This window comes from Rheinheimera lutimaris (assembly GCF_013283795.1).
Taxonomy (GTDB): domain Bacteria; phylum Pseudomonadota; class Gammaproteobacteria; order Enterobacterales; family Alteromonadaceae; genus Alishewanella; species Alishewanella lutimaris.
The window spans coordinates 147,237-166,917 of the sequence record NZ_JABSOD010000004.1 but is presented as its reverse complement, the minus strand read 5'-3'; the positions used below and the strand labels follow the sequence as shown (position 1 = coordinate 166,917).

At 47.8% G+C, this 19,681-nt stretch carries 17 protein-coding genes and 8 tRNA genes; 15 read left to right on the top strand and 10 right to left on the bottom strand.

Annotated elements, in window-relative coordinates; all coding sequences use genetic code 11:
* Positions 1–2 precede the first annotated feature (2 nt).
* The gene (locus tag HRH59_RS05385; RefSeq protein ID WP_173500248.1) at positions 3–1,412 is read right to left on the bottom strand and encodes a TIGR03013 family XrtA/PEP-CTERM system glycosyltransferase; all 1,410 of its coding nucleotides are present in this window, start codon (positions 1,410–1,412) and stop codon (positions 3–5) included.
* Between the two features lie 186 nt (positions 1,413–1,598).
* Here HRH59_RS05385 and HRH59_RS05380 point away from each other — a divergent pair, with 186 nt between their 5' ends.
* The 4 genes from HRH59_RS05380 to HRH59_RS05365 are packed head-to-tail and all read left to right on the top strand — an operon-like array spanning position 1,599 to position 6,389.
* A complete protein-coding gene (locus HRH59_RS05380) occupies positions 1,599–2,231 on the top strand; it encodes an XrtA/PEP-CTERM system exopolysaccharide export protein (RefSeq protein ID WP_173500247.1) in 633 nt (210 codons plus the stop codon).
* Positions 2,232–2,282: 51 nt separating this feature from the next.
* Positions 2,283–3,878, top strand: a complete 1,596-nt coding sequence (locus HRH59_RS05375) for an XrtA system polysaccharide chain length determinant (RefSeq protein ID WP_173500246.1) — start codon at positions 2,283–2,285, stop codon at positions 3,876–3,878.
* Positions 3,875–4,774 (top strand): XrtA-associated tyrosine autokinase, encoded by a 900-nt coding sequence (locus HRH59_RS05370; RefSeq protein WP_173500245.1) that lies wholly within the window; start codon positions 3,875–3,877, stop codon positions 4,772–4,774. The genes HRH59_RS05375 and HRH59_RS05370 overlap by 4 nt, the downstream gene beginning before the upstream one ends.
* Positions 4,749–6,389 (top strand): TIGR03016 family PEP-CTERM system-associated outer membrane protein, encoded by a 1,641-nt coding sequence (locus HRH59_RS05365; protein ID WP_173500244.1) that lies wholly within the window; start codon positions 4,749–4,751, stop codon positions 6,387–6,389. Before HRH59_RS05370 ends, HRH59_RS05365 begins: the two co-directional genes overlap by 26 nt.
* Positions 6,390–6,411: 22 nt before the next feature.
* Here the strand turns inward: HRH59_RS05365 and HRH59_RS05360 are convergent, their stop codons facing one another.
* On the bottom strand, positions 6,412–7,413 hold the full coding sequence (locus HRH59_RS05360; RefSeq protein ID WP_173500243.1) for an ExeA family protein: 1,002 nt from the start codon (positions 7,411–7,413) through the stop codon (positions 6,412–6,414).
* 343 nt (positions 7,414–7,756) lie between these two features.
* Between HRH59_RS05360 and HRH59_RS05355 the strand changes: the two genes are divergently transcribed.
* From HRH59_RS05355 to HRH59_RS05320, 8 genes are all read left to right on the top strand, one after another.
* Positions 7,757–7,832, top strand: a tRNA-Ala gene (locus HRH59_RS05355).
* A 13-nt stretch (positions 7,833–7,845) separates the two neighbouring features.
* Positions 7,846–7,921 (top strand) — tRNA-Glu (locus tag HRH59_RS05350).
* 34 nt (positions 7,922–7,955) lie between these two features.
* Positions 7,956–8,031: transfer RNA gene (locus HRH59_RS05345), tRNA-Asp, on the top strand.
* Between the two features lie 34 nt (positions 8,032–8,065).
* A tRNA-Asp gene (locus HRH59_RS05340) sits at positions 8,066–8,141 on the top strand.
* Positions 8,142–8,175: 34 nt separating this feature from the next.
* Positions 8,176–8,251: transfer RNA gene (locus HRH59_RS05335), tRNA-Asp, on the top strand.
* Positions 8,252–8,285: 34 nt separating this feature from the next.
* Positions 8,286–8,361 (top strand) — tRNA-Asp (locus tag HRH59_RS05330).
* Between the two features lie 30 nt (positions 8,362–8,391).
* Positions 8,392–8,467 (top strand) — tRNA-Glu (locus tag HRH59_RS05325).
* A gap of 30 nt (positions 8,468–8,497) precedes the next feature.
* Positions 8,498–8,573 (top strand) — tRNA-Glu (locus HRH59_RS05320).
* Between the two features lie 45 nt (positions 8,574–8,618).
* On the opposite strand, the gene HRH59_RS05315 is transcribed toward HRH59_RS05320, so the two are convergent.
* On the bottom strand, positions 8,619–9,227 hold the full coding sequence (locus HRH59_RS05315; RefSeq protein ID WP_173500242.1) for an arylesterase: 609 nt from the start codon (positions 9,225–9,227) through the stop codon (positions 8,619–8,621).
* Here HRH59_RS05315 and HRH59_RS05310 point away from each other — a divergent pair.
* Together HRH59_RS05310 and HRH59_RS05305 are read left to right on the top strand one after the other, a co-directional pair.
* A complete protein-coding gene (locus HRH59_RS05310; RefSeq protein ID WP_173500241.1) occupies positions 9,226–9,936 on the top strand; it encodes an ABC transporter ATP-binding protein in 711 nt (236 codons plus the stop codon). The genes HRH59_RS05315 and HRH59_RS05310 overlap by 2 nt on opposite strands.
* On the top strand, positions 9,926–12,409 hold the full coding sequence (locus HRH59_RS05305; RefSeq protein WP_173500240.1) for an ABC transporter permease: 2,484 nt from the start codon (positions 9,926–9,928) through the stop codon (positions 12,407–12,409). The genes HRH59_RS05310 and HRH59_RS05305 overlap by 11 nt, the downstream gene beginning before the upstream one ends.
* On the opposite strand, the gene HRH59_RS05300 is transcribed toward HRH59_RS05305, so the two are convergent.
* The 5 genes from HRH59_RS05300 to HRH59_RS05280 all read right to left on the bottom strand — a co-directional run bounded on the left by HRH59_RS05300 (position 12,406) and on the right by HRH59_RS05280 (position 16,062).
* Entirely contained in the window at positions 12,406–13,302 is an 897-nt protein-coding gene (locus tag HRH59_RS05300) for a TIGR01777 family oxidoreductase (protein WP_173500239.1), read from the bottom strand. The genes HRH59_RS05305 and HRH59_RS05300 overlap by 4 nt on opposite strands.
* Positions 13,303–13,354: 52 nt before the next feature.
* A complete protein-coding gene (gene folX / locus HRH59_RS05295; protein ID WP_173500238.1) occupies positions 13,355–13,720 on the bottom strand; it encodes a dihydroneopterin triphosphate 2'-epimerase in 366 nt (121 codons plus the stop codon).
* A gap of 98 nt (positions 13,721–13,818) precedes the next feature.
* A complete protein-coding gene (locus tag HRH59_RS05290; RefSeq protein ID WP_173500237.1) occupies positions 13,819–15,126 on the bottom strand; it encodes an ATP-binding protein in 1,308 nt (435 codons plus the stop codon).
* Position 15,127: 1 nt separating this feature from the next.
* Positions 15,128–15,805, bottom strand: a complete 678-nt coding sequence (locus tag HRH59_RS05285; RefSeq protein ID WP_173500236.1) for a response regulator transcription factor — start codon at positions 15,803–15,805, stop codon at positions 15,128–15,130.
* Positions 15,805–16,062, bottom strand: coding sequence for a PepSY domain-containing protein (locus HRH59_RS05280; RefSeq protein ID WP_173500235.1), 258 nt, complete (start codon positions 16,060–16,062; stop codon positions 15,805–15,807). The genes HRH59_RS05285 and HRH59_RS05280 overlap by 1 nt, the downstream gene beginning before the upstream one ends.
* Before the next feature lie 357 nt (positions 16,063–16,419).
* Here HRH59_RS05280 and HRH59_RS05275 point away from each other — a divergent pair, with 357 nt between their 5' ends.
* Positions 16,420–16,734 carry a ComEA family DNA-binding protein gene (locus HRH59_RS05275; RefSeq protein ID WP_173500234.1) on the top strand — a complete coding sequence of 105 codons (315 nt, stop codon included), beginning with the start codon at positions 16,420–16,422 and terminating at the stop codon, positions 16,732–16,734.
* Between the two features lie 54 nt (positions 16,735–16,788).
* Here the strand turns inward: HRH59_RS05275 and HRH59_RS05270 are convergent, their stop codons facing one another.
* Positions 16,789–18,009 (bottom strand): EAL and HDOD domain-containing protein, encoded by a 1,221-nt coding sequence (locus HRH59_RS05270; protein ID WP_173500233.1) that lies wholly within the window; start codon positions 18,007–18,009, stop codon positions 16,789–16,791.
* A gap of 110 nt (positions 18,010–18,119) precedes the next feature.
* Positions 18,120–19,592, bottom strand: a complete 1,473-nt coding sequence (gene putP / locus HRH59_RS05265) for a sodium/proline symporter PutP (RefSeq protein ID WP_231702410.1) — start codon at positions 19,590–19,592, stop codon at positions 18,120–18,122.
* Between the last annotated feature and the right edge of the window lie 89 nt (positions 19,593–19,681).

The window sequence follows — 19,681 nt, the reverse complement described above, 5'->3', positions numbered from 1 at the left end:
CATTAACGCCCTTTACCAAACAGCACTATTTCCACCGTTCTGATTAAGATCATTAAATCGAGGAACAGGCTGCGGTGCTTGATATAGTACAGGTCAAATTTAAGTTTTTCCTGTGCGTCTTCTGCACTTGAACCATAGGGATATTTAAGTTGAGCCCAACCGGTTAACCCGGGCTTCACATTGTGGCGTTGGTTGTAATAGGGGATATCTTTAACCAATTGGTGGACAAACTCGGGACGCTCCGGACGCGGGCCCACAAAACCCATTTCACCGGCCAGCACATTCATCAATTGTGGCAATTCATCTATACGGTACTTGCGGATAATACGACCAACTCGGGTCACTCTGTCGTCATTGGTAGTCGCCCAGCGTGCACCGTTTTTTTCTGCGTCATGTCGCATACTGCGGAATTTGAGGATATAAAAAGGCTTACCATCAAAACCTACCCGTAATTGGCGGTAAAAAATTGGTGCGCCGGTTTTGCGGCCATCTTCCAGATAAATCATTAACGCGGTAATCAACATAATAGGCCAGGTTACCGTTAACAACAGCACGGCAAGGACCAGGTTAAGTTTATAATCAAGATTGGTTTTAAAACGTTGATTTAAATCGAGGCCGTTGGCGTAGATCACCCAACTGGGGTAAATCAGGTTAACTGCAATCTGGCCGGTTTCCCGCTCAATAAAATCAAGTATCTCGATTACATCAATGCCGCGGGTTTTACACTTAAACAAGTGCTCTACCGGCAGCATATTGCGGCGTTCATCACAGGCAATCACTAACTGATCGATGTTATTTTCAGTGACAAATTGGAACAGATCATTTTGATAATCAAACCGGATTAAACGATGCTCCGGAATAGCGGCGTTTTTGTCACCTTCTATCGGCGTAAAACCGACAATTTCAAAATTACGTTTGTCGACATTACGCCGCATGCGACGCTCGATAATAGACGCCCGCTCACCGGCACCTAAGATTAAGATCCGTCGTCTGCTGATACGGGTAATGTCATGGTAATGAAAAAACGCCCTGAAACAGGACAGCAAAAAGGCGGCAATTGCAGAGGCCATAGCCAGATATACCGTGCCGATATGCAAAGCTGAAAACAGCTGAAACACGATAAATTCGAGCAGAATGGCGTTAAAGGCTAAGGTAATAACAACACGCTTGATTATGCCTTTCTGGCTTTCACGCAGCTTTTGGTCATATAAGCCAACTGAAAGCGCACACAGCATAACAGAGGCTGTAAACAACAAAGCGTTTATCAGGCGGTGATCGAGAGGAACAGGGGAAGAATAAAAACTGTAGATATAACTGGCCAACATACTGGAGAGAGCTAACAGTACTAACTCACCCAAGAGAAAGAGCTTATCTGCAATCGTATTTCGTCCATAACGACTTGCTATACTCATAACGACATCCTTGTGCATCCATTGCGTTTAGGCTGTTGCAGACCTGTATTGCATATCCATCTGCAAAATTTAGCTCAGTAATTATACTATTTCTACGGCAAAACAGAAATTATATTTTCTTTTTTTGCCGCACAAGCGTAAATTTTTAAGTTATATTGTCAGGGCATCAGTAAAAGGACCAGTACTATGATGGCGTCATCTGCGAAAGGATATTGCGGTTTAGCATTGATTTTAAGTCTGTTTTTAGCCGGTTGCTCGGTTAATCCGTTACCGCCGGCAACAGTGCAAAACTCCCTCACTACCTCTGTCGACAATTACCAGTACCTGATAGGTCCGGGTGATTCTGTTTCTATTTTCGTTTGGCGCAACCCGGAATTGTCAGGGGGCTTCATTGTCAGGCCGGATGGCAAAATTACCACTTCGCTGGTTGAGGATGTCCCTGTCAGTGGTAAAACGCCAACGCAGCTGGCGCGGGACATGGAAGCCATATTAAGTAAGTACATTCGTGATCCTGTGGTCACGGTGTCGATGACCGGCTTTGTAGGCCCATACAGCGAGCAGGTCCGCGTTATAGGTGCGGCGTCTAATCCTCAGGCAATAAGTTATCGTGAGTATATGACGTTGCTGGACTTGATGATTGCGGTAGGCGGCTTAACCGAGTTTGCTGACGGCAACGCAGCTAAATTGGTTAGGGTAAAAGACGGTCAGCAAAGGACATTTGATTTACAGCTTGATAATCTTATTCGGGAAGGGGAAATCAGCGCCAATGTTGATATCTTACCGGGCGATATTATCATCATACCGGAAGCATGGTTTTAAATAGCAACAATCAGCAGTAAGGGTTCACTGCGTAGGTTCAGGGAGTGATACATGAGAGAGTTACAACAGGCCATTGAGCAGGTATACACCTATGTACAGGGTGTGTGGTTGCGCCGGCGATATGTAGTGATTACCGCTTGGTTAATTTGTCCGGCCGGTTGGTTTTATGTCTACAATATGCCGCCCACCTTTGAGGCAAACGCCAAGCTGTACGTCGAAACCAGCACCGTGTTGCAACCCTTGTTGCAAGGGCTGGCGCTGCGTACTAACAGCGATGACGAAATAAAGCTGATGGCCAGAACCTTACTAAGCCGGCCGAATTTGGAAAAAATCGCCCGTGCCACTGATTTGGATATTCAGGCAAAAGACGACAAAGCCTTTGAGGCTTTAATTGACGGCTTACAAAGCCAAATTAAGATATCGGCATCCGGTCGCGAAAATATTTACGTTATTTCCTACAGTAATCCGCAGCCGCAAATGGCGCTAAAGGTGGTGCAGGAAACGTTAAATAACTTTGTTGAGGGCCAGCTTGGTTCAAGCCGCGCTGACTCACAAACGGCGGAGCGCTTTCTTAACAACCAGATTGCTGATTATGAACGGCGCCTGATGGAGGCCGAAATTCGTTTATCGGACTTTAAAAAGCAACGCATGAACATGCTGCCCGGCAATCAAAGTGATTATTACAGTCAAATCAGCAGTGAAAAAAGCCGGCTGGAGGAAGCCAGACTGGCATTGCGCGAGTTGGAAACAAGATTAAGCTCAGCCAAAAGTCAGTTAGCCGGCGAAGAGCCGGTGTTTGGTGTTATGCCTTTTACCGGCAGCGCTAACCGCCCCGCAACTCAGTTTGACGAGCGTATTAAAAATCTGCAGTCACAACTGGACAACTTGTTAATCCGTTATACCGAGTTTCATCCGGATGTACTGGAGACCAAACGTCTGTTGGCACAACTGGAAACTGACCGTGATGCAGAACTGGAAACTCTGGCGCAGATCTCTTCTGAGAACCCGGGACAGAATGTCAATCTTAATCAGAATGCGGTGTATCAGGAACTGCGGATCAGTGTCTCCAGGCTGGAAACGGAAGTAGCGTCAACCAAGGTGCGGGTCAAGGCATATGAAGATAATGTCGTTGAATTAGAAAGTAAGCTCAACTTAATTCCGGAGATAGAAGCCGAATTTACCGGGTTGAATCGCGACTACGATATTACTAAATCCAAATATGAAGCTTTGCTGTCCCGACGAGAGTCTGCAGAGTTATCCCGCAGAGCCGACGCCTCTGAGCAGGATGTGCAGTTTAATGTAATTGAACCGCCCAGAGTGCCGCTTACGCCGTCAGGGCCTAACCGCGGCTTGTTTTATACGCTGGTGCTGTTTGTTGGTATTGCGCTGGGGATATGTTTAGCATTTTTACGTAGTTTAATATCGCCGGTGTTAACCCGGGCCTCGCAGTTGCAAAGCATCACCGATTTTCCGGTGTTTGGTGTGGTATCACACACGGATAAATACACCATCTTAAAACAGGTCAGAATGCATTTTGTTTATTTTGCCATGCTCAGTGGTGGCTTGTTGCTCTGTTATATTGCTTTGTTAAGTAACGAAGTGTTGTTTGGTCGTTCGGCTGAGTTGTTATTGAGGGTTATCCGGTGAGTATTATTGAAAAAGCCATTAACAAACAAGTACAGCAGTCGGACAGTAAACCGTTAAGCACTGTTGAACGCGCCCAGCAACGGCCACAGCCGGACATCGCTGTTGAAGCCGCTGAACCACTTGCAGCCGCATCTGCAACTGAAACGGCTGAGCCGGCGCAGTATAAAGCCTCTATTGAGCTGAATTTGTCCGAGCTTGAGAAAAAGAACTTTGTGTCATTGTCCAGTGAACGTCGTTTAATTAACGAAGAATACCGCGTTATTAAACGCAAACTGATCAACAACGCTTTTGGCGCATTAAGCAGCACATTAAAACATCCTAATCTTATTCTGGTCACCAGCTCCAGGCCCGGTGAAGGTAAAACTTTTTCGGCTATTAATCTGGCATTGAGTATAGCGCTGGAGCAAGACAAAACTGTGTTGTTGGTTGACAGTGATGTATTGCGGCCAAGCGTATCGAAAAGCCTGAACATAAAATACGATATTGGTTTAACCGATTATTTGCTGTCAGATGAGATCCTGGTCTCTGATATTATGCTCAGCACTAATGTTGAGCGGTTGAAAATTATTACCGCCGGCCGGCCACACCATTTGTCTACGGAGCTACTGGCCAGTGAGCGCATGCTGATGTTGGCTAACGAATTTGCCTCGCGTTACCCGGACCGCATCGTTATCTTCGACGCACCGCCGTTACTCGGTGTAAATGAAACCGCAGTTATGGCGTCTATGTGCGGCCAGGCAGTTGTGGTACTGGAAGAGAACCGGACTAAAATCGCTGAAATTGAACAGGCGGTAACATTACTGCCCAAAGATATCGCTACCGGTTTTCTGATTAATAAAGCACACCGCAACCAGGGTAAAGGTTATGGTTATGGCTACTATTACGGTGCGGGTTAGGGTGGTGAAACAACGTTTTGTCACCAGCGCTATGCTTGCAGGCATTATTGCTGTGCCGATGATTGCTGCATCGGCTATGGCGGCAGACGTAAAGATAACACCTGAACTGGAATTCGGTTCTTATGCCTATTGGTTGCGGGATAACGAGCAATCAGCCGGACTGGACAAAGGCCTGGCGGCATTGGTTACGCCTTCGCTGAATGTCGGCGTGACCGGTAATAACCTGTCCTCATCGTTTTATCTGCAAAATGAAGCGGTATGGTATAAAGATGAACAACGTTCACACAAAAGCCTGACGGAATACAGCTGGCGCAATCTGGCGACGGCGTATGACAAGCGACTTAGCTTCGGTTTAAATGCCGCCGGCAATCACCGGGTGCGCAACTCGCAAAACGGTGTGTTTTCAGACATTATTACCGGCTCTGAAAATTTATCAAAAACAACCAGTTATGGTGCAAATCTCGGTTTTACGACTTTAAGAACGGCAGATGTCAATGCACAGTTAGACTTGTCGTACCGGACGTTGCGCTCTGAGGCTCCCGAGGTTGATGATGGCTCAGGCGATTTTGACAATGACTCTTACACAACGACATTGGCGTTGGGTAGCGCAAAACGTCAATCTACCTTGTTCTGGCAGTTTAACGGCAGTTATCGTAAAACTGAGCGCGATGCCAGAGGAGACTTTGTCAGTAAAAATGCCAATGGCAGTGGTGGTGTGCCTTTGGCGCCGGGCTTATCATTGATTGGTCGTGGTAGTTATGAGCAGAATGACAATACCAGTAATTTTAACAATGAGTTTCGCTCTTATGGTGCAGGGTTAGAATATCAGTTTGGCAGAGCATCACGCATTAACGTGACGCAAAACCGCTATACCACTGGTAATAACGATGCCTCTCAAGCCGATACCAGTGGTACTTATGTTGGCACCGAGATTTTTCTGGCTCCCAGCCGGCGTACTACCTTGTCGTACAATTTAGACCGGCGTTATTTTGGCCGTACAGCGAATTTGCAGGCAAGCTACAATATGCGCTTTGTATCGGTCAGGCTGGCATTGACAGACTCGGTACAAACCTTATCGTCATTAGATGAGGTATTTGAAGATTTGGGTATTTTTGTCTGTCCTGACGGTAGTACACAAATTAGTGAGTGTTTCCGGCCACCTACAAATAATTATCAGCTGGGTACCGGTGAGTCTTTTCGCCAATTGTTTGATGTCGAACTTGAGCTTAGCGAACAGATTATTCAACGCCGCTCTGCTGCGCTGACAGTAGGTTACAGTAAAAATCGACTGACTTTAAGTGCGCTGGCCAGCAGGAGCGAGGATGAATACGTAGAGTCGGCCAGGCTTAACGAACGCGATACCTTGTCGATGCAGGCATCCTGGCAGCTTTCGTCCCATATGCGGTTATTGTTGAACGGCCGTTATTATGAGGTTGATTACAGTGCTGAACAGCGCAGAGATTCCAACAGTTCACTGGAGCTTGGTGTCAACCGTGAGCTGAACGGCAATGCAAATGTCAGTGCCAGTGTGCGGCGACTTACACGTGAATCGACAGTAGATAGCTTTGATGTTGAAGAAAACCGTGTTTGGTTAACTTACAGCCACAAGTTTTGAGTTTACCCGGCTTCGGGCACTGTTAATTATCTTTACCATCACGGTTACTCAGTAGCTGCTGTTGTCTTTTCAGTAATGCATCCAACTCTTTTGCCATCTTTATTTTTTGCTCCAGTTCGCTGTCCAGCATTTGCGACAGCTCGGCACGCAGATTCTGCGTTGTTTGTACTGGCAAAGCCGGGGCGGAAGTGGCAGCGGCGCCGGCAGTCTGATTGGCAATTTCCTGCGATATTTCTTCCAGTACAGTGTTGACGTTGTCGGCGCTTATTACGGCACACTCTTCAAGATAACCAAACAACAGGATCCGGTCCATAATGGTATTTATTTTACGCGGAATACCGCGACTTTGCTGTTGGATCAGCTCGTAGCAGCCGTCTTGCAGCAGCTGCAGATCACCGCCGGCCTGATGCAGGCGATAGCGGATATAAGATTTGGTATCGTCTAACTGAAACGCGGATAAATTAGATGAGGCAATAATGCGTTGGCGGAATTGTTCCATATCCGGCGCTTGTATGATGGCATTGAGTTCGTTTTGTCCAAGCAAGAAACTTTGCAGCAACGGTTTGCCGTTTAACTGAAAGTTAGACAGCATACGCAGCTCTTCTATTGACGCCAGTGGCAGGTTTTGCGCTTCATCGACCAGTAACAGGGCTCTGCGGTGTTGGGCGTGCAAACGTTTCAGATAGCTGTATATCGCATCGAGGTAACTGGCTTTGCTATGGTCTGTTACTACCAGATTAAAGCAGGAAGCAATCATTCGGATCAGATCATCCGGCTCCAGTTTAGAGGTGACGATTTGCTTGGCAATGATCTCATCCTGGTTTAGCTGGCTCAGTAACTGATTGGCGATAGTGGTTTTACCGGTACCGACATCACCGGTAATAACAATAAAACCTTCGCCCTGAGACAGGCCATACTGCAGATAGGCGAGGGCACGTTTATGTAGCTTACTGGCATAGAACCATTGATGGTTTGGTGTAAGCTGAAAAGGTCGTTCCCTGAACCCGTAGTACTTTTCGTACATAATATCTCATCCTGTTGTGATACCGGTTTGACACTTGCTCTAACCCTGAGGTTGTAACCAGTTTATACAAAAACAACCCGGAACACGATGCCGGCTGGCAACGCAAAGAATAGTTTTTTTAATTTTGCTACCGGTCAGGGGTTACAGCAGTAGGTTTTTTTTCCGCTAAGCCGTTATATAACCAGTCTTTTTCAGCATTTTTTGCTGATAAATTCAGCATCACGCCTAAAAAATGGCCGAACAGATCGGCTGGCAGAAAAAACTGTTGACACATTTTCGGTGGCACCCTAGAATGCGCCCCGTGTTCAGCGCTAACGCAAGTTAGTGAAAAGCACAAAAGTGTGGGGCTATAGCTCAGCTGGGAGAGCGCTTGCATGGCATGCAAGAGGTCAGCGGTTCGATCCCGCTTAGCTCCACCAAGATTTTTAGTGCGTCCCCTTCGTCTAGAGGCCTAGGACACCGCCCTTTCACGGCGGTACCAGGGGTTCGAATCCCCTAGGGGACGCCAATATATCTGTACTTTTTAAAATGAATGTCTGTGCGTCCCCTTCGTCTAGAGGCCTAGGACACCGCCCTGTCACGGCGGTAACAGGGGTTCGAATCCCCTAGGGGACGCCAATAAATCTGTACTTTTTAAAATGAATGTCTTTGCGTCCCCTTCGTCTAGAGGCCTAGGACACCGCCCTGTCACGGCGGTAACAGGGGTTCGAATCCCCTAGGGGACGCCAATAAATCTGTACTTTTTAAAATGAATGTCTGTGCGTCCCCTTCGTCTAGAGGCCTAGGACACCGCCCTGTCACGGCGGTAACAGGGGTTCGAATCCCCTAGGGGACGCCAATAAATCTGTACTTTTTAAAATGAATGTCTGTGCGTCCCCTTCGTCTAGAGGCCTAGGACACCGCCCTGTCACGGCGGTAACAGGGGTTCGAATCCCCTAGGGGACGCCACTTCATCATTTATGCTGCATCTGTTTCTGTGTCCCCTTCGTCTAGAGGCCCAGGACACCGCCCTTTCACGGCGGTAACAGGGGTTCGAATCCCCTAGGGGACGCCACTTCATCATTTATGCTGCTTCTGTTTCTGTGTCCCCTTCGTCTAGAGGCCCAGGTCACCGCCCTTTCTCGGCGGTAACAGGGGTTCGAATCCCCTAGGGGACGCCACTTCGCTTTACTTTATCTACTACAACTACACATTTGTTAACACACTCATCCTTGAGTGTTTTGCTGTTGCGTTGCAAAATCTTCTAACAGTTTTCCGACAAACTCGCTGATTAGCGGCTGTGCTTCGCTATTCGGATGTATGCCGTCCGCCAGCATCAGTTCGCTGTTCACTGCGATATCGTCCATAAAAAATGGCCACAGGGTTATTTGGTGCTGTTCTGCCAGTTGCGGATAGATATCACTGAATTGTTGGCCATAACGTGGTCCATAGTTCGGTGGGATACGTATTTGCATCAGTACCGGTGTGGCATTATATTGCTTAACTAAGGTAATGATTTCGCTCAGGTTGGCTTGTACAGATTTAACCGTGAAGCCTCTGAGTCCGTCGTTGCCGCCCAGTTCTATCAATACCGCATCCGGCTTGTGTTGGCGCAGTAATTCCGGTAGCCTGGCTAAACCGCCGGCTGTGGTTTCACCACTGATACTGGCGTTGACAAGTTGCCATTGTTGCTGCTGCTGTTGTAATAAATGTGGCCAACCCTGATGTTGTTGCATGCCGTAGGCTGCGCTTAAGCTGTCGCCGAGAATAAGCAGCTTTTGAGCAACAGCAGCCTGACTGAACAATCCAATTAACAGAAGTAAGATAATACGCATGATAAAAGCACCTGAAGTTCATATAAAAGCGACTAAGCTGGCTAAGAGTGTCAAAGTCACTGATGGTTCCTTAACTATCCTGCATGATATCAGCCTGACGATCAATCGTGGTGAGTCCGTTGCGATAGTGGGGGCGTCAGGCTCTGGTAAGTCTACATTGCTCAGCCTGCTGGCCGGGTTAGATATACCAACGTCCGGTGAAGTCTATCTGGCCGGCAAAGCACTACACAATTTAACGGAAGATCAGCGTGCGGCGATCAGAGCCAGTGATGTTGGTTTTGTATTTCAGTCTTTTTTGCTGTTACCCGGTTTAACGGCGTTAGAAAACGTAACCCTGCCGGCAGAATTGGCTGCAGATAAGCAGGCTAAACAGCGCGGTCTGGCGTTGCTGCAGCAAGTTGGCCTGGCAGAGCGGGCTGATTTTTATCCGGCACAGTTGTCCGGTGGTGAACAGCAACGCGTTGCCATTGCCAGAGCCTTTATTACCAGCCCTGCAGTGTTGTTTGCGGATGAGCCTTCCGCCAACCTGGATGCGGCCACCGGTCAAAAAATAGAAGATTTATTATTTAAATTAAACAGCGATCAGGGCACAACGCTTATTCTGGTTACGCACAATAACGATCTGGCAGCACGGTGTCAGCGTCAGCTACGCATGCAAGCAGGACGTTTTGTCAGCGACGACGTAAAGGATATGGCTGATGTGGGCTAGTATTGCATGGCGCTTGTTCTGGCGCGAGTTAAGCCGCGGTGAGCTGTGGGTTATCGCTTTTGCTCTGTTTTTGGCAGTCGGCTCAGTGGTCAGCTTAAGCGGCATTACAGAAGGCGTAAAAAGCGCACTAATGCAGCGCAGCGCCCAATTTAATGCCGCCGATAAAGTATTGCGCTCCAGTCAGCCGTTTGACCCTGCAGTGATTGAGCTTGCACAGCAAAGTGGCCTGAATACCGCACAACAAATGCAGTTCGATTCTATGTTGTTTGCCGGCGACGTTATGCAACTGGCGACGATAAAAGCAGTTAGCGACAGCTATCCGTTGCGTGGCAGTTTGCAGTTAAAGCGCTCCGCTAATCCGGCAACAGGTGACGATGTACAACCGGAACCCGGCCAGTTGTATTTTGAGGCGCGGTTATTTGATCTGCTTAATATCGGCGTGGGTGATACCGTTGAGCTTGGTGTCGCACGTTTTATCGTGGCCGGGGTCATTGTCAATGAGCCGGATGCACCCTTAAGTGTGTTTGGCGGCGCGCCTAGGGTAATCATGCATTTGGCTGATGTTGCCGCCACACAAATTGTGCAGCCGGGCAGCCGTATTGGCTACCGGTATTTGTTCGCCGGCAATAATGCTGCGCTGGATAGCTTTGAACAGCAAATGAACTCCCAGCTTACAGTGCATCAGCGTTGGCAGGATATGGACAGAGAGTCGGCTATCGGTGGTGCTTTAGAGCGCGCTGAGCGCTTTTTACTGTTAGCCGGCTTGCTTGGCATAGTGTTGGCAGCTTGTGCGGCTGCTGTAGCGGCCGGACGTTATAGCCAGCGACACACTCAGGCTGTGGCCATTATCAAAGCACTGGGCGCCACCAGGGCGCAAATCCGGTTAATTTACGGCAGTCACTTATTGCTGGTGGTGCTGTTCAGCTTATTGTGTGGTGCGCTTGCCGGACAATTAGCTATCGAGGCGGTGCATTGGGGCATTGGTTTTTATTTTGCCGATTACCGCGCAGATTTCAGCTGGCGGCCGTTATGGCTTGGCTGTTTAACCTGTTTTGTTTGTGCATTATTATTTGCCGCCAGGCCAATGTGGCGGTTGGCAAATACGGCTGCCATCGAAGTATTAAAACAGCCGGCGGTTAATCTGCCACTGGATAAGCTGCAGCTGCTGTTTGGCAGTCTGGCGATTTGGGGCCTGATGTGGTTGTTCAGTGGTGAACTGGTACTGAGTATCGGCCTGTTTTTACTCTGCGCTGCATTTGCAGGTATATTGTTAGCCGGGGCAGCTTTGCTGGTGCGGTTTGCCAAACCGGTAGCGGCCGGACAAAGCAGCGCCAGGCGCCTTGCGCTGGCAAATTTACGCCGCCGGCTGTGGGCGAACAGTTTTCAACTTATCACTTTCAGCCTCGCTATTTTTCTGGCCTTGTTGCTGTATTTTTTACGGGCAGAGCTTATCGGTCAGTGGCAACGACAAATTCCGCCTGGCTCACCTAACCAGTTCCTGGTTAATATCACAGAACAACAGCGTACGGTGTTGCAGGACTTTGCAGCCGCGAATAATCTGCAGTTGGGCCGCTACTATCCGGTGGTGCGCGGCAGATTAACTGCCATTAATGATGAGCAGCTGTTACAGGAGGCGACGAAGGAAGACCGCACAGAGCAACGTGTAGGCGTCGGCCGTGAGTTAAATTTAACCTGGTTGTCAGAGCTACCGGACAATAACCAGGTAACGGCCGGAAATTGGCTTAACACTGATAAGGCTCAGGTGTCGGTTGAAGAAGAAATTGCTCAGCGGCTGGATGTAAAGTTAGGCGATACCCTTGCATTTTCAATTGGTGGCCAGCAGCTCAGTGCCACAGTCAGCAGCATTCGCAAAGTAGACTGGAACAGCCTGCAGCCTAATTTTTATATGATTTTAAGCCCGGATCTGTTGGCAGAGTTTCCTGCTACTTATATTACAGCGTTTTACCTTGAGCCAGAGCGCACTATGCTGTTAAATCAGTTGGCACGTCTGATGCCAACGGTAAGCGTGATCAGCGTAGATAATATTATTAATCAGGTAAACGATATTATTGCCCAGGTTACCATAGCGCTGAGTTTTATTTTGCTGATCATTTGTCTTGCAGCAGGCCTGGTGTTGGTAGCCCAGGTACAGGCAACTCTGGAGCAACGTGAGCAGGAGCTGGCAATATTACGTACGTTGGGCGCGCAGTATCCGTTTTTGCGCAATGCCTTGCTGCTGGAGTTTACCTTGCTGGGGGCTATGGCCGGCCTGTTTGCAACCATTTTGGCCGAAGCCATGCTGTTGATCGTACAGCAGCGGGTATTTGAGCTGCCGTTTCAATTGCACTACAACCTGTGGTGGATGGGGCCGGTAATGGGGATGGTATTGGTTACGGCTTTAGGTTGGTGGCAACTACGCCGTTTATTACAGATCCCTGGTGCACAACTGATGCGTAAAGTGCTGCAGGGCTAGTGTGCCTGCAGCGCTCTGAGTGCCGGTTCCAGTTCAGAAAATTGAAACTCGAAACCGGCTTTGATTAAATTAGCCGGAATAACACGTTGGCCGGTTAGCAGTAAATCGGCCATTTCACCGAACATCAAACGCAGCACAAATGCCGGCATTGGCAACAATGCCGGGCGGTGCAGCACTTTGGCCAGAGTTTGACTAAACTGCGCATTAGTCACCGGCTGCGGTGCGGTGGCATTAAAAGCGCCATGCAGGGTAGGGTGTTGCAGTAAAAAATCGGTCAGGCGCAGCATATCGTTAATATGGATCCACGACATAAACTGCTGACCGGAGCCTATTCTGCCGCCTAATCCGGCTTTAAAAGGTGGCAACATTTTTTGCAGCGCACCACCGTTATTGGCCAATACGATACCGGTGCGTAACAGGCAAACCCGCGTAGAGGGGCCGGCAGCTGCTAATGCCAGTTCTTCCCAGTGCTGGCATAAATGCTGTGAGAATTCAGCATGGAAATGGCTGAAATCTTCATTTATCAGCTGGCTTTGCTGCCGGCCGTAAATACCGATAGCAGAGCCGCTGAGCAGCACCTTAGGCGGTGTTTGTGCCGCTTTTATTGCCTCAACCAATTGCTGTGTAATATGCCAGCGGCTATCGCACAGTACTTGTTTTTGTGCGTCAGACCAGCGTTTACCAACTATCGGTTCGCCAGCCAGATTTACCACCGCATCAAGCGTATTAAAATCTACCTCAGACAACGAGGTAACAGCTTGCGCGCGCTCAGAAAACTGGCTTTGTACCTTCGCTGCTGAACGCGACAATACGATAAGTTCATGCCGATCATGCCATTGATTTACCAATGCCGAACCAATCAGGCCGGTACCACCGGTCAGTAAAATCTTCATAATGAATTACCGTTAGCTAAATACACAACGCACAGACATATGAGTATAGAGGCTATTTGTTTACCGACAGCGTCATTGATACTGAGTCAGCAAAACGCAACGCATGTGGTTTATCTATTTCTACTTCGGCATAGCGCACTGATGCATGTTCTGAGGCAATAGCTAACACATCAGAGGTCATTTTCTCCAACAGCGAAAAGCGCTGATGCTCGACCAGGGCAATAATTTTTTTGGTAATAGTGCGATAGTTCAGCGCGTTATCCATGTTGTCAGTGTTAGCGGCATCCGCGGCACTGTAGTGAATTATAGCGTTGATAATGACATCTTGTTTGTTGTTAATTTCATCGTCTTTAATGCCGATAAAAGTACGTAAACGCAGATTTTTAATTTTTATTACTGCCGGGTTTTTTAATTCCATTAAGACAATTCCGCAAAAGTTAACATTCAGAGCAAAGGTTACGTCAGTATGTAGCAGTCCGATCAATCATTATGGCTGCTACTATGACGTGGCGGTGATCAGAACAGCAAGGTAAAGCGTGCACCGCCCAGGTCACTGTCGTCGAGTTTAAGTTGGCCGGAGTACGATTGCACCAGCTCAGCCACTATGGCTAAGCCAACGCCATGGCCTTCGTGGTAAGTATCAAGCCGTGCACCACGTTCAAACAACTTTAAGCGTTGCCCCTGTGGCACGCCGGGACCGTCGTCTTCTATACACAACATCAGTTCGCTGTGCTTAATTACGGTTACTTTTACATTATGCCGGCAAGCTTTGCAGGCGTTATCCAGCAGATTACCGAGAATTTCCATTAAATCGGTTTCATCGCCGCGAAATACGCAGTTTTCGCTGCACTCTATGTTGATAGCAACATTTTTGTCGCGATAGATTTTGCTCAGTGCAGATACCAGTTTATCAAGCAATGGCTTGATATTGATTTGTTTTTTCCACACATCCTGGCCGGAACTCGCCGCGCGTTTTAACTGATGCTCGATCATTGATGTTATACGGTCTAACTGCTCTTTAAGCTCCGGCTGTTGGCTTAGTGCCGAGGTTTGCAATACAGCAACCGGTGTTTTCAGCGCATGGGCCAGATCGCTTAAGTGGTGGCGATAACGCTGCTTTTGCCGGTTCTGGTTAGCCAGCAGCAAGTTTAAGTCTTCTTTGATAATGGCTAATTCTGCCGGATAACGGCCGCTTAATTGTTCCTGGCTGCCATTTTCGACACGGCGGATCTCATGGTCGAGTTTTGACAATGGCTTGGTTGTCCAATAATAAGCCAGCAGCATCAGCAGCAACAGCATCAGGCCAATACCGATAAACCATTGCAGTAACGTGGCCCGAAAAGCCAGTTGCGGCGCCTGTAAGCGCTCATTGGTCTGCACTACATGCACAGTAAGTGGCCGCGTGTAGTCTTCAGCGTCAAATAACAATGCAATAGATAATACCCAAAAATCGCCTCCGGGCTGGTGTAGTGCCCGAAACAGATGCTCGCCCTGTGGTAATGCGGTGACAGGTGGAGTAAATTTTTGATTCAAAGAAGAATCTGATTGCCACACCAGATCCTGCTGATGCGTAATATAAGCACTGAGGCCTGAATCGGGTCGGTAGAAATCGGGCGCCAGTGCGTTGTTAAGTAACTCTACTTTGTCAGCAGATACATTTAACTCAGACAAAATAGCATACATATGTACTTCCAGTTTCTGCTCTGCGCTTGTCAGCAACTGGGTGTAGAAAGCTCTGTCGATAGCAACAAAAGAGCTGGGCAGCAGCAACAGCATTAAAAAAACACTAATTAGCAGTTGCCGCAGCTTTAGCGATAGCGACATATCAGGCGACTGTCAGCGTAAAGCGGTAACCCCGGCCTCTGAGCGTTTCAATCGGTTTGATATCGCCGTCCGGGTCCAGCTTTTTACGTAAACGCAGTACAAAGACTTCTATTACATTACTGTCCAGATCAAAATCCTGGTCGTAAATGTGCTCGGTCAGCTCGGTTTTGGAGATTACTTTATTAGGGTTCAACATAAAGTACTCCAGTACTTTATATTCATAGGCCGTTAAACTTACCTCGTTGTCACCTTGCCATACCTGCTGCGTGCGGCTGTTAAGGGCAATAGGGCCGGCAGAGAGCGTTGGCTCCGGTTGGCCGGCGGCACGACGAATTAACGCATTACAACGTGCCAGCAGCTCTTCTGTATGGAATGGTTTGGTCAGGTAATCATCGGCTCCGGCGTCCAGGCCTTCTACTTTCTCCTGCCAGCTGCCACGGGCTGTCAGCACTATAATCGGCGTTTTCAGCGCTTTTTGTCTGGCGTTACGAATTAAGGTTAAGCCATCCATTTTGGGCAGACCTATATCGATAATGGCTAAATCGTACGGGTATTCTGACAGCTTAAACCAACCGTCATCGCCGTCAACAGCAACATCGACACTAAAGTTCTGCTGCTGTAACTGTTCTTTAATTTGCTGGGCCAGTAAATTTTCATCTTCAACAACAAGTAAACGCATTAATTTCCATCCCTTTGCACACGGCCTGACTGGCCATCAACTAACACTGTAACTACGCGGCCATCTGCCTGCAGCACTCTGATGCGGTAACGCTGTTGTTCAGTTTGTACTTTAACAATCTTGCCGGGGTAACGCTGTTGCGCCAACGCGGCCGCTTGTTCTCTGCTGATCTGTGCTTTGTCGGTAACGTCTTTTGCATCCGACACCGCACTGAACAGGAGTGCTGTTGCTAACAGTAGTACCCTTGTAGCTGGCATTGTTCTCTCCATATGATATCAGCGGTACTTTACCGAACTATTAATTCAGCAGCAATCATTCGTCATGACACTTTTCAAACTAACGTCAGTGTAATTCAGAGTAACGCTTTTTATTGTATTGCCAGAGGGTAGTGCGCTCAGACTTAATTAGCGCTGAATAGCCAACAATAAAGATAAATAAAAAGTTAAATAAAATTTGCATATGTAAATATATTGGCTAATTTAAATAAGTTGGCGATCAAAACTCTCCGCTGCTGATTGTGTGGTTTGCTATTTGGTGCAGCGCCAACCCGATACAGTCAGGCAGTAGTCAAGGCAGTCATCAGCAACCGGAGGCAACACTTTAAGGATGATAAAATGAAAAATATATGTTTTGCACTGGGCATGACAGCACTGACATTAATGGCAAACCAATGTTTAGCCGATACCAAACCAGCAATGGAAATCAGTAAAACAGCGGCTGCGGCAAACAGCATGCAAAAAGTGTCGTTGAACAGTGCGACATTGGAGCAGTTGGATGCAATTCCGGGACTGGGGCAGAAAAAAGCCCAGGCAGTACTGGATTACATTGCAGAAAACGGCCCTATTAAAGATCAGGCGCAATTAACAAAGGTTAAAGGCATTGGCGAAAAACTGGCGGCTAAAATCAGCCCGTATTTAAGTTTTAACTAATCCGCCATTTGCGTTTCAAATGCCAGTGATAATTTGCTTAATGAAGCCCCCGGATTAATCTCCCAGGGCTTTCATTTGTTCATTAGCCCACTGCACTGCAGTATGATAGGCATCCGGTACTTTGTCGGTTGGCAGTTTTAAGTCATTTATCGCCTGGCTGGATTCCTGCCAGCGGGCAGCTTCATAAAACTGGATCAACGTAATGTAGTCGGCCAGCAAACCTTTCTTTTCAACTAAAGCTTCTTTAATCTCTTTTGCCAGTGGCAGCTTGTCCATTACAACATCGATGGGCTCATCTAAAATGGCATCCATCAATGACATTAGTCCGGTAAGAAATGCTTTAGCGGTATCAACTTTACCATGTAAACCGGCAATACCCTCGGCAAAGCGGGCGCGGGTCATAGACATCCGCATTAATTCTGCCGGCTTGTCGCTGCTGATTTGGGCGGTAAACAGCAAGGATAAAAACCGTTTCAGTTCACTTTGCCCAAGCACAACCAGCGCTTGTTTAATAGTTTCAATTTCAGCACGGCGCTTAAACACGGTTGAGTTGCTGTAGCGCAGTAACTTATATGATAAATGCACGTCACGTTCAAATACCTTGGTTATTTTAGCAAGGTCCATGTCGGCTTTAGATGTTTCATACAATAACTCGGCCAGTGTCATTTGTGCCGGTGACAATGATTTACTTTGCATCATTTCCGGCTTGGAAAAAAAGTAACCCTGGAAATAGCTGAACCCCAGCTCCATCGCCGTTTGAAACTCTTCGTTGGTTTCCACCTTTTCAGCCAGCAGTTTAATGTGCGTGAACGGCGCTACCGCTGCTTTTATTTCATTGATGGTGTCGATAGAGGTAGAGCGGAAATCTACTTTGATAATATCAATAAAAGGGTAAAAGTGGCGCCACACCGGCTGGTGGATATAGTCGTCCAGCGCCAGAGTATATCCCAGTTCTTTCAGGTGCTGGCATTCAGCTAACAGGCGCTTACCGGGCTGGACGGTTTCTAAAATCTCTATAACCACCTGCTCTTTGGGTAGCATGCCGGGGTATTTTTTCAACAGGGTGTCGAGAGTAAAATTAATAAAGCCGGGTTTGTCGCCAAGAAAATCGTCCAGACCAAAATTAAACTGGCTGCCCTCTATCATGCGCGACGTTGCTTCGTTGCCGTCTATTTCCGGAAATGCATTTTGCAAGCCATCACGAAACAGTAACTCATAAGCATACAGCTGTTTGTTGCGGTCAAGGATCGGTTGGCGAGCGGCATAAAAATACATAGATGTTCTATCCAAAATGAACACTGAAATACTAATTTAGCAAACAAGCTGAAATATGGGGCACAACTTTTTCTTTTTATTTCAGCTTGTTTACGCCTAACCGGCCGGAACTACGCTTGCTTTAACTTGTGCAGCATCTGTTCAAACATCTGCTGCACCTCTGTTGCCGGTGCGCGTCCCATTTTGCTTACCAACACTATAGCAAGGGTGCTGATAATAACGCCGGGTACAATTTCATACACTACACTGCTTAACTTAGCACCATTTTCCAGTACCGGAGCGTAAATCCAGAATAATACTGTAGCAGCACCACTAACAATACCACTGAGTGCGCCGGCAAAGGTCATGCGTCGCCAATACAGGCTCAGCACAACTAATGGCCCGAAAGCTGCGCCAAAACCCGCCCAGGCATTGCTAACCAGTGTCAGGATCGAGCTATCTCTGTCATACGCCAGAGCAATGGCAACCAATGCAACCAGTAACACAGATAAACGTCCGACAAATACCAGCTCACTTTGGCTGGCATCACGTTTAACGAAGGTTTTATAAAAATCCTCAGTTAACGAGCTTGATGTCACCAGTAATTGTGAAGAGATGGTACTCATAATAGCGGCCAAAATAGCGGCTAACAAAAATCCGGATATCAGCGGATGGAATAAAAATTGTGAAAACACGATAAAAATCGTTTCCGGGTCACTTAAGGTCATTTTGGTATTGGCGACATAAGCAATACCTACCAGGCCTGTGGTAACAGCGCCTAACAGCGTAATAAACATCCAGCTGATGCCGATACGGCGCGCTGTTTTGATATCTTTTACACTACGAATTGCCATAAAACGCACGATAATATGCGGTTGACCAAAATAACCAAAGCCCCACGACAATAGAGAAATAATACCAAGCACTGTCAGCGCCGACGCGTCTTTTGCATCAGTAAATGGGTCTAAATACATCGGATCGATATTGTTAACCTGAGTCATTACTGCACTGATACCGCCTAAGTGGTCCAGCGCCACCACCGGAACCAACACCAGTGAAACAAACATAATACAGCCCTGGACAAAGTCGGTAATGCTAACGGCAAGAAAGCCGCCAAACAGTGTATAGGCTACTACCACACCGGCTGTGACATAAAGCCCAAGCTCGTAACTGAGGCCAAAAGAGCTTTCAAACAGTTTACCGCCGCCGACCACGCCGGATGAGGTATACAGCGTAAAGAAAATAACGATAACTACCGAGGAAACTACACGCAGCACGCGGGTTTTGTCGGCGAAGCGGTTTTCGAAATAGTCCGGAATAGTAATAGAGTCGTTCGCGACTTCGGTGTACACCCTGAGCCTTGGCGCCACGATAATGTAGTTCAGCAGGGCGCCTGCCAATAAGCCTATCGAAATCCAGCCGCTGCTGATGCCGGATAAGTACATGGCACCGGGTACTCCCATTAACATCCAGCCGCTCATATCTGAGGCGCCGGCAGACAACGCGGTTACGCCCGGGCCAAGTTTGCGGCCGCCCAACATATAGCCTGATACATCGCTGGTAGAGGTTCTGTAACCGTAGAAGCCTATACCTAACATAACCATAAAATAAAGCGCGAGTGAAATAATAGTGCCTGTTTCCAAAACAGTTTCTCCTTGTAAAAGCTGCCGGGCTTTGGTTAGGCGCACCCTAA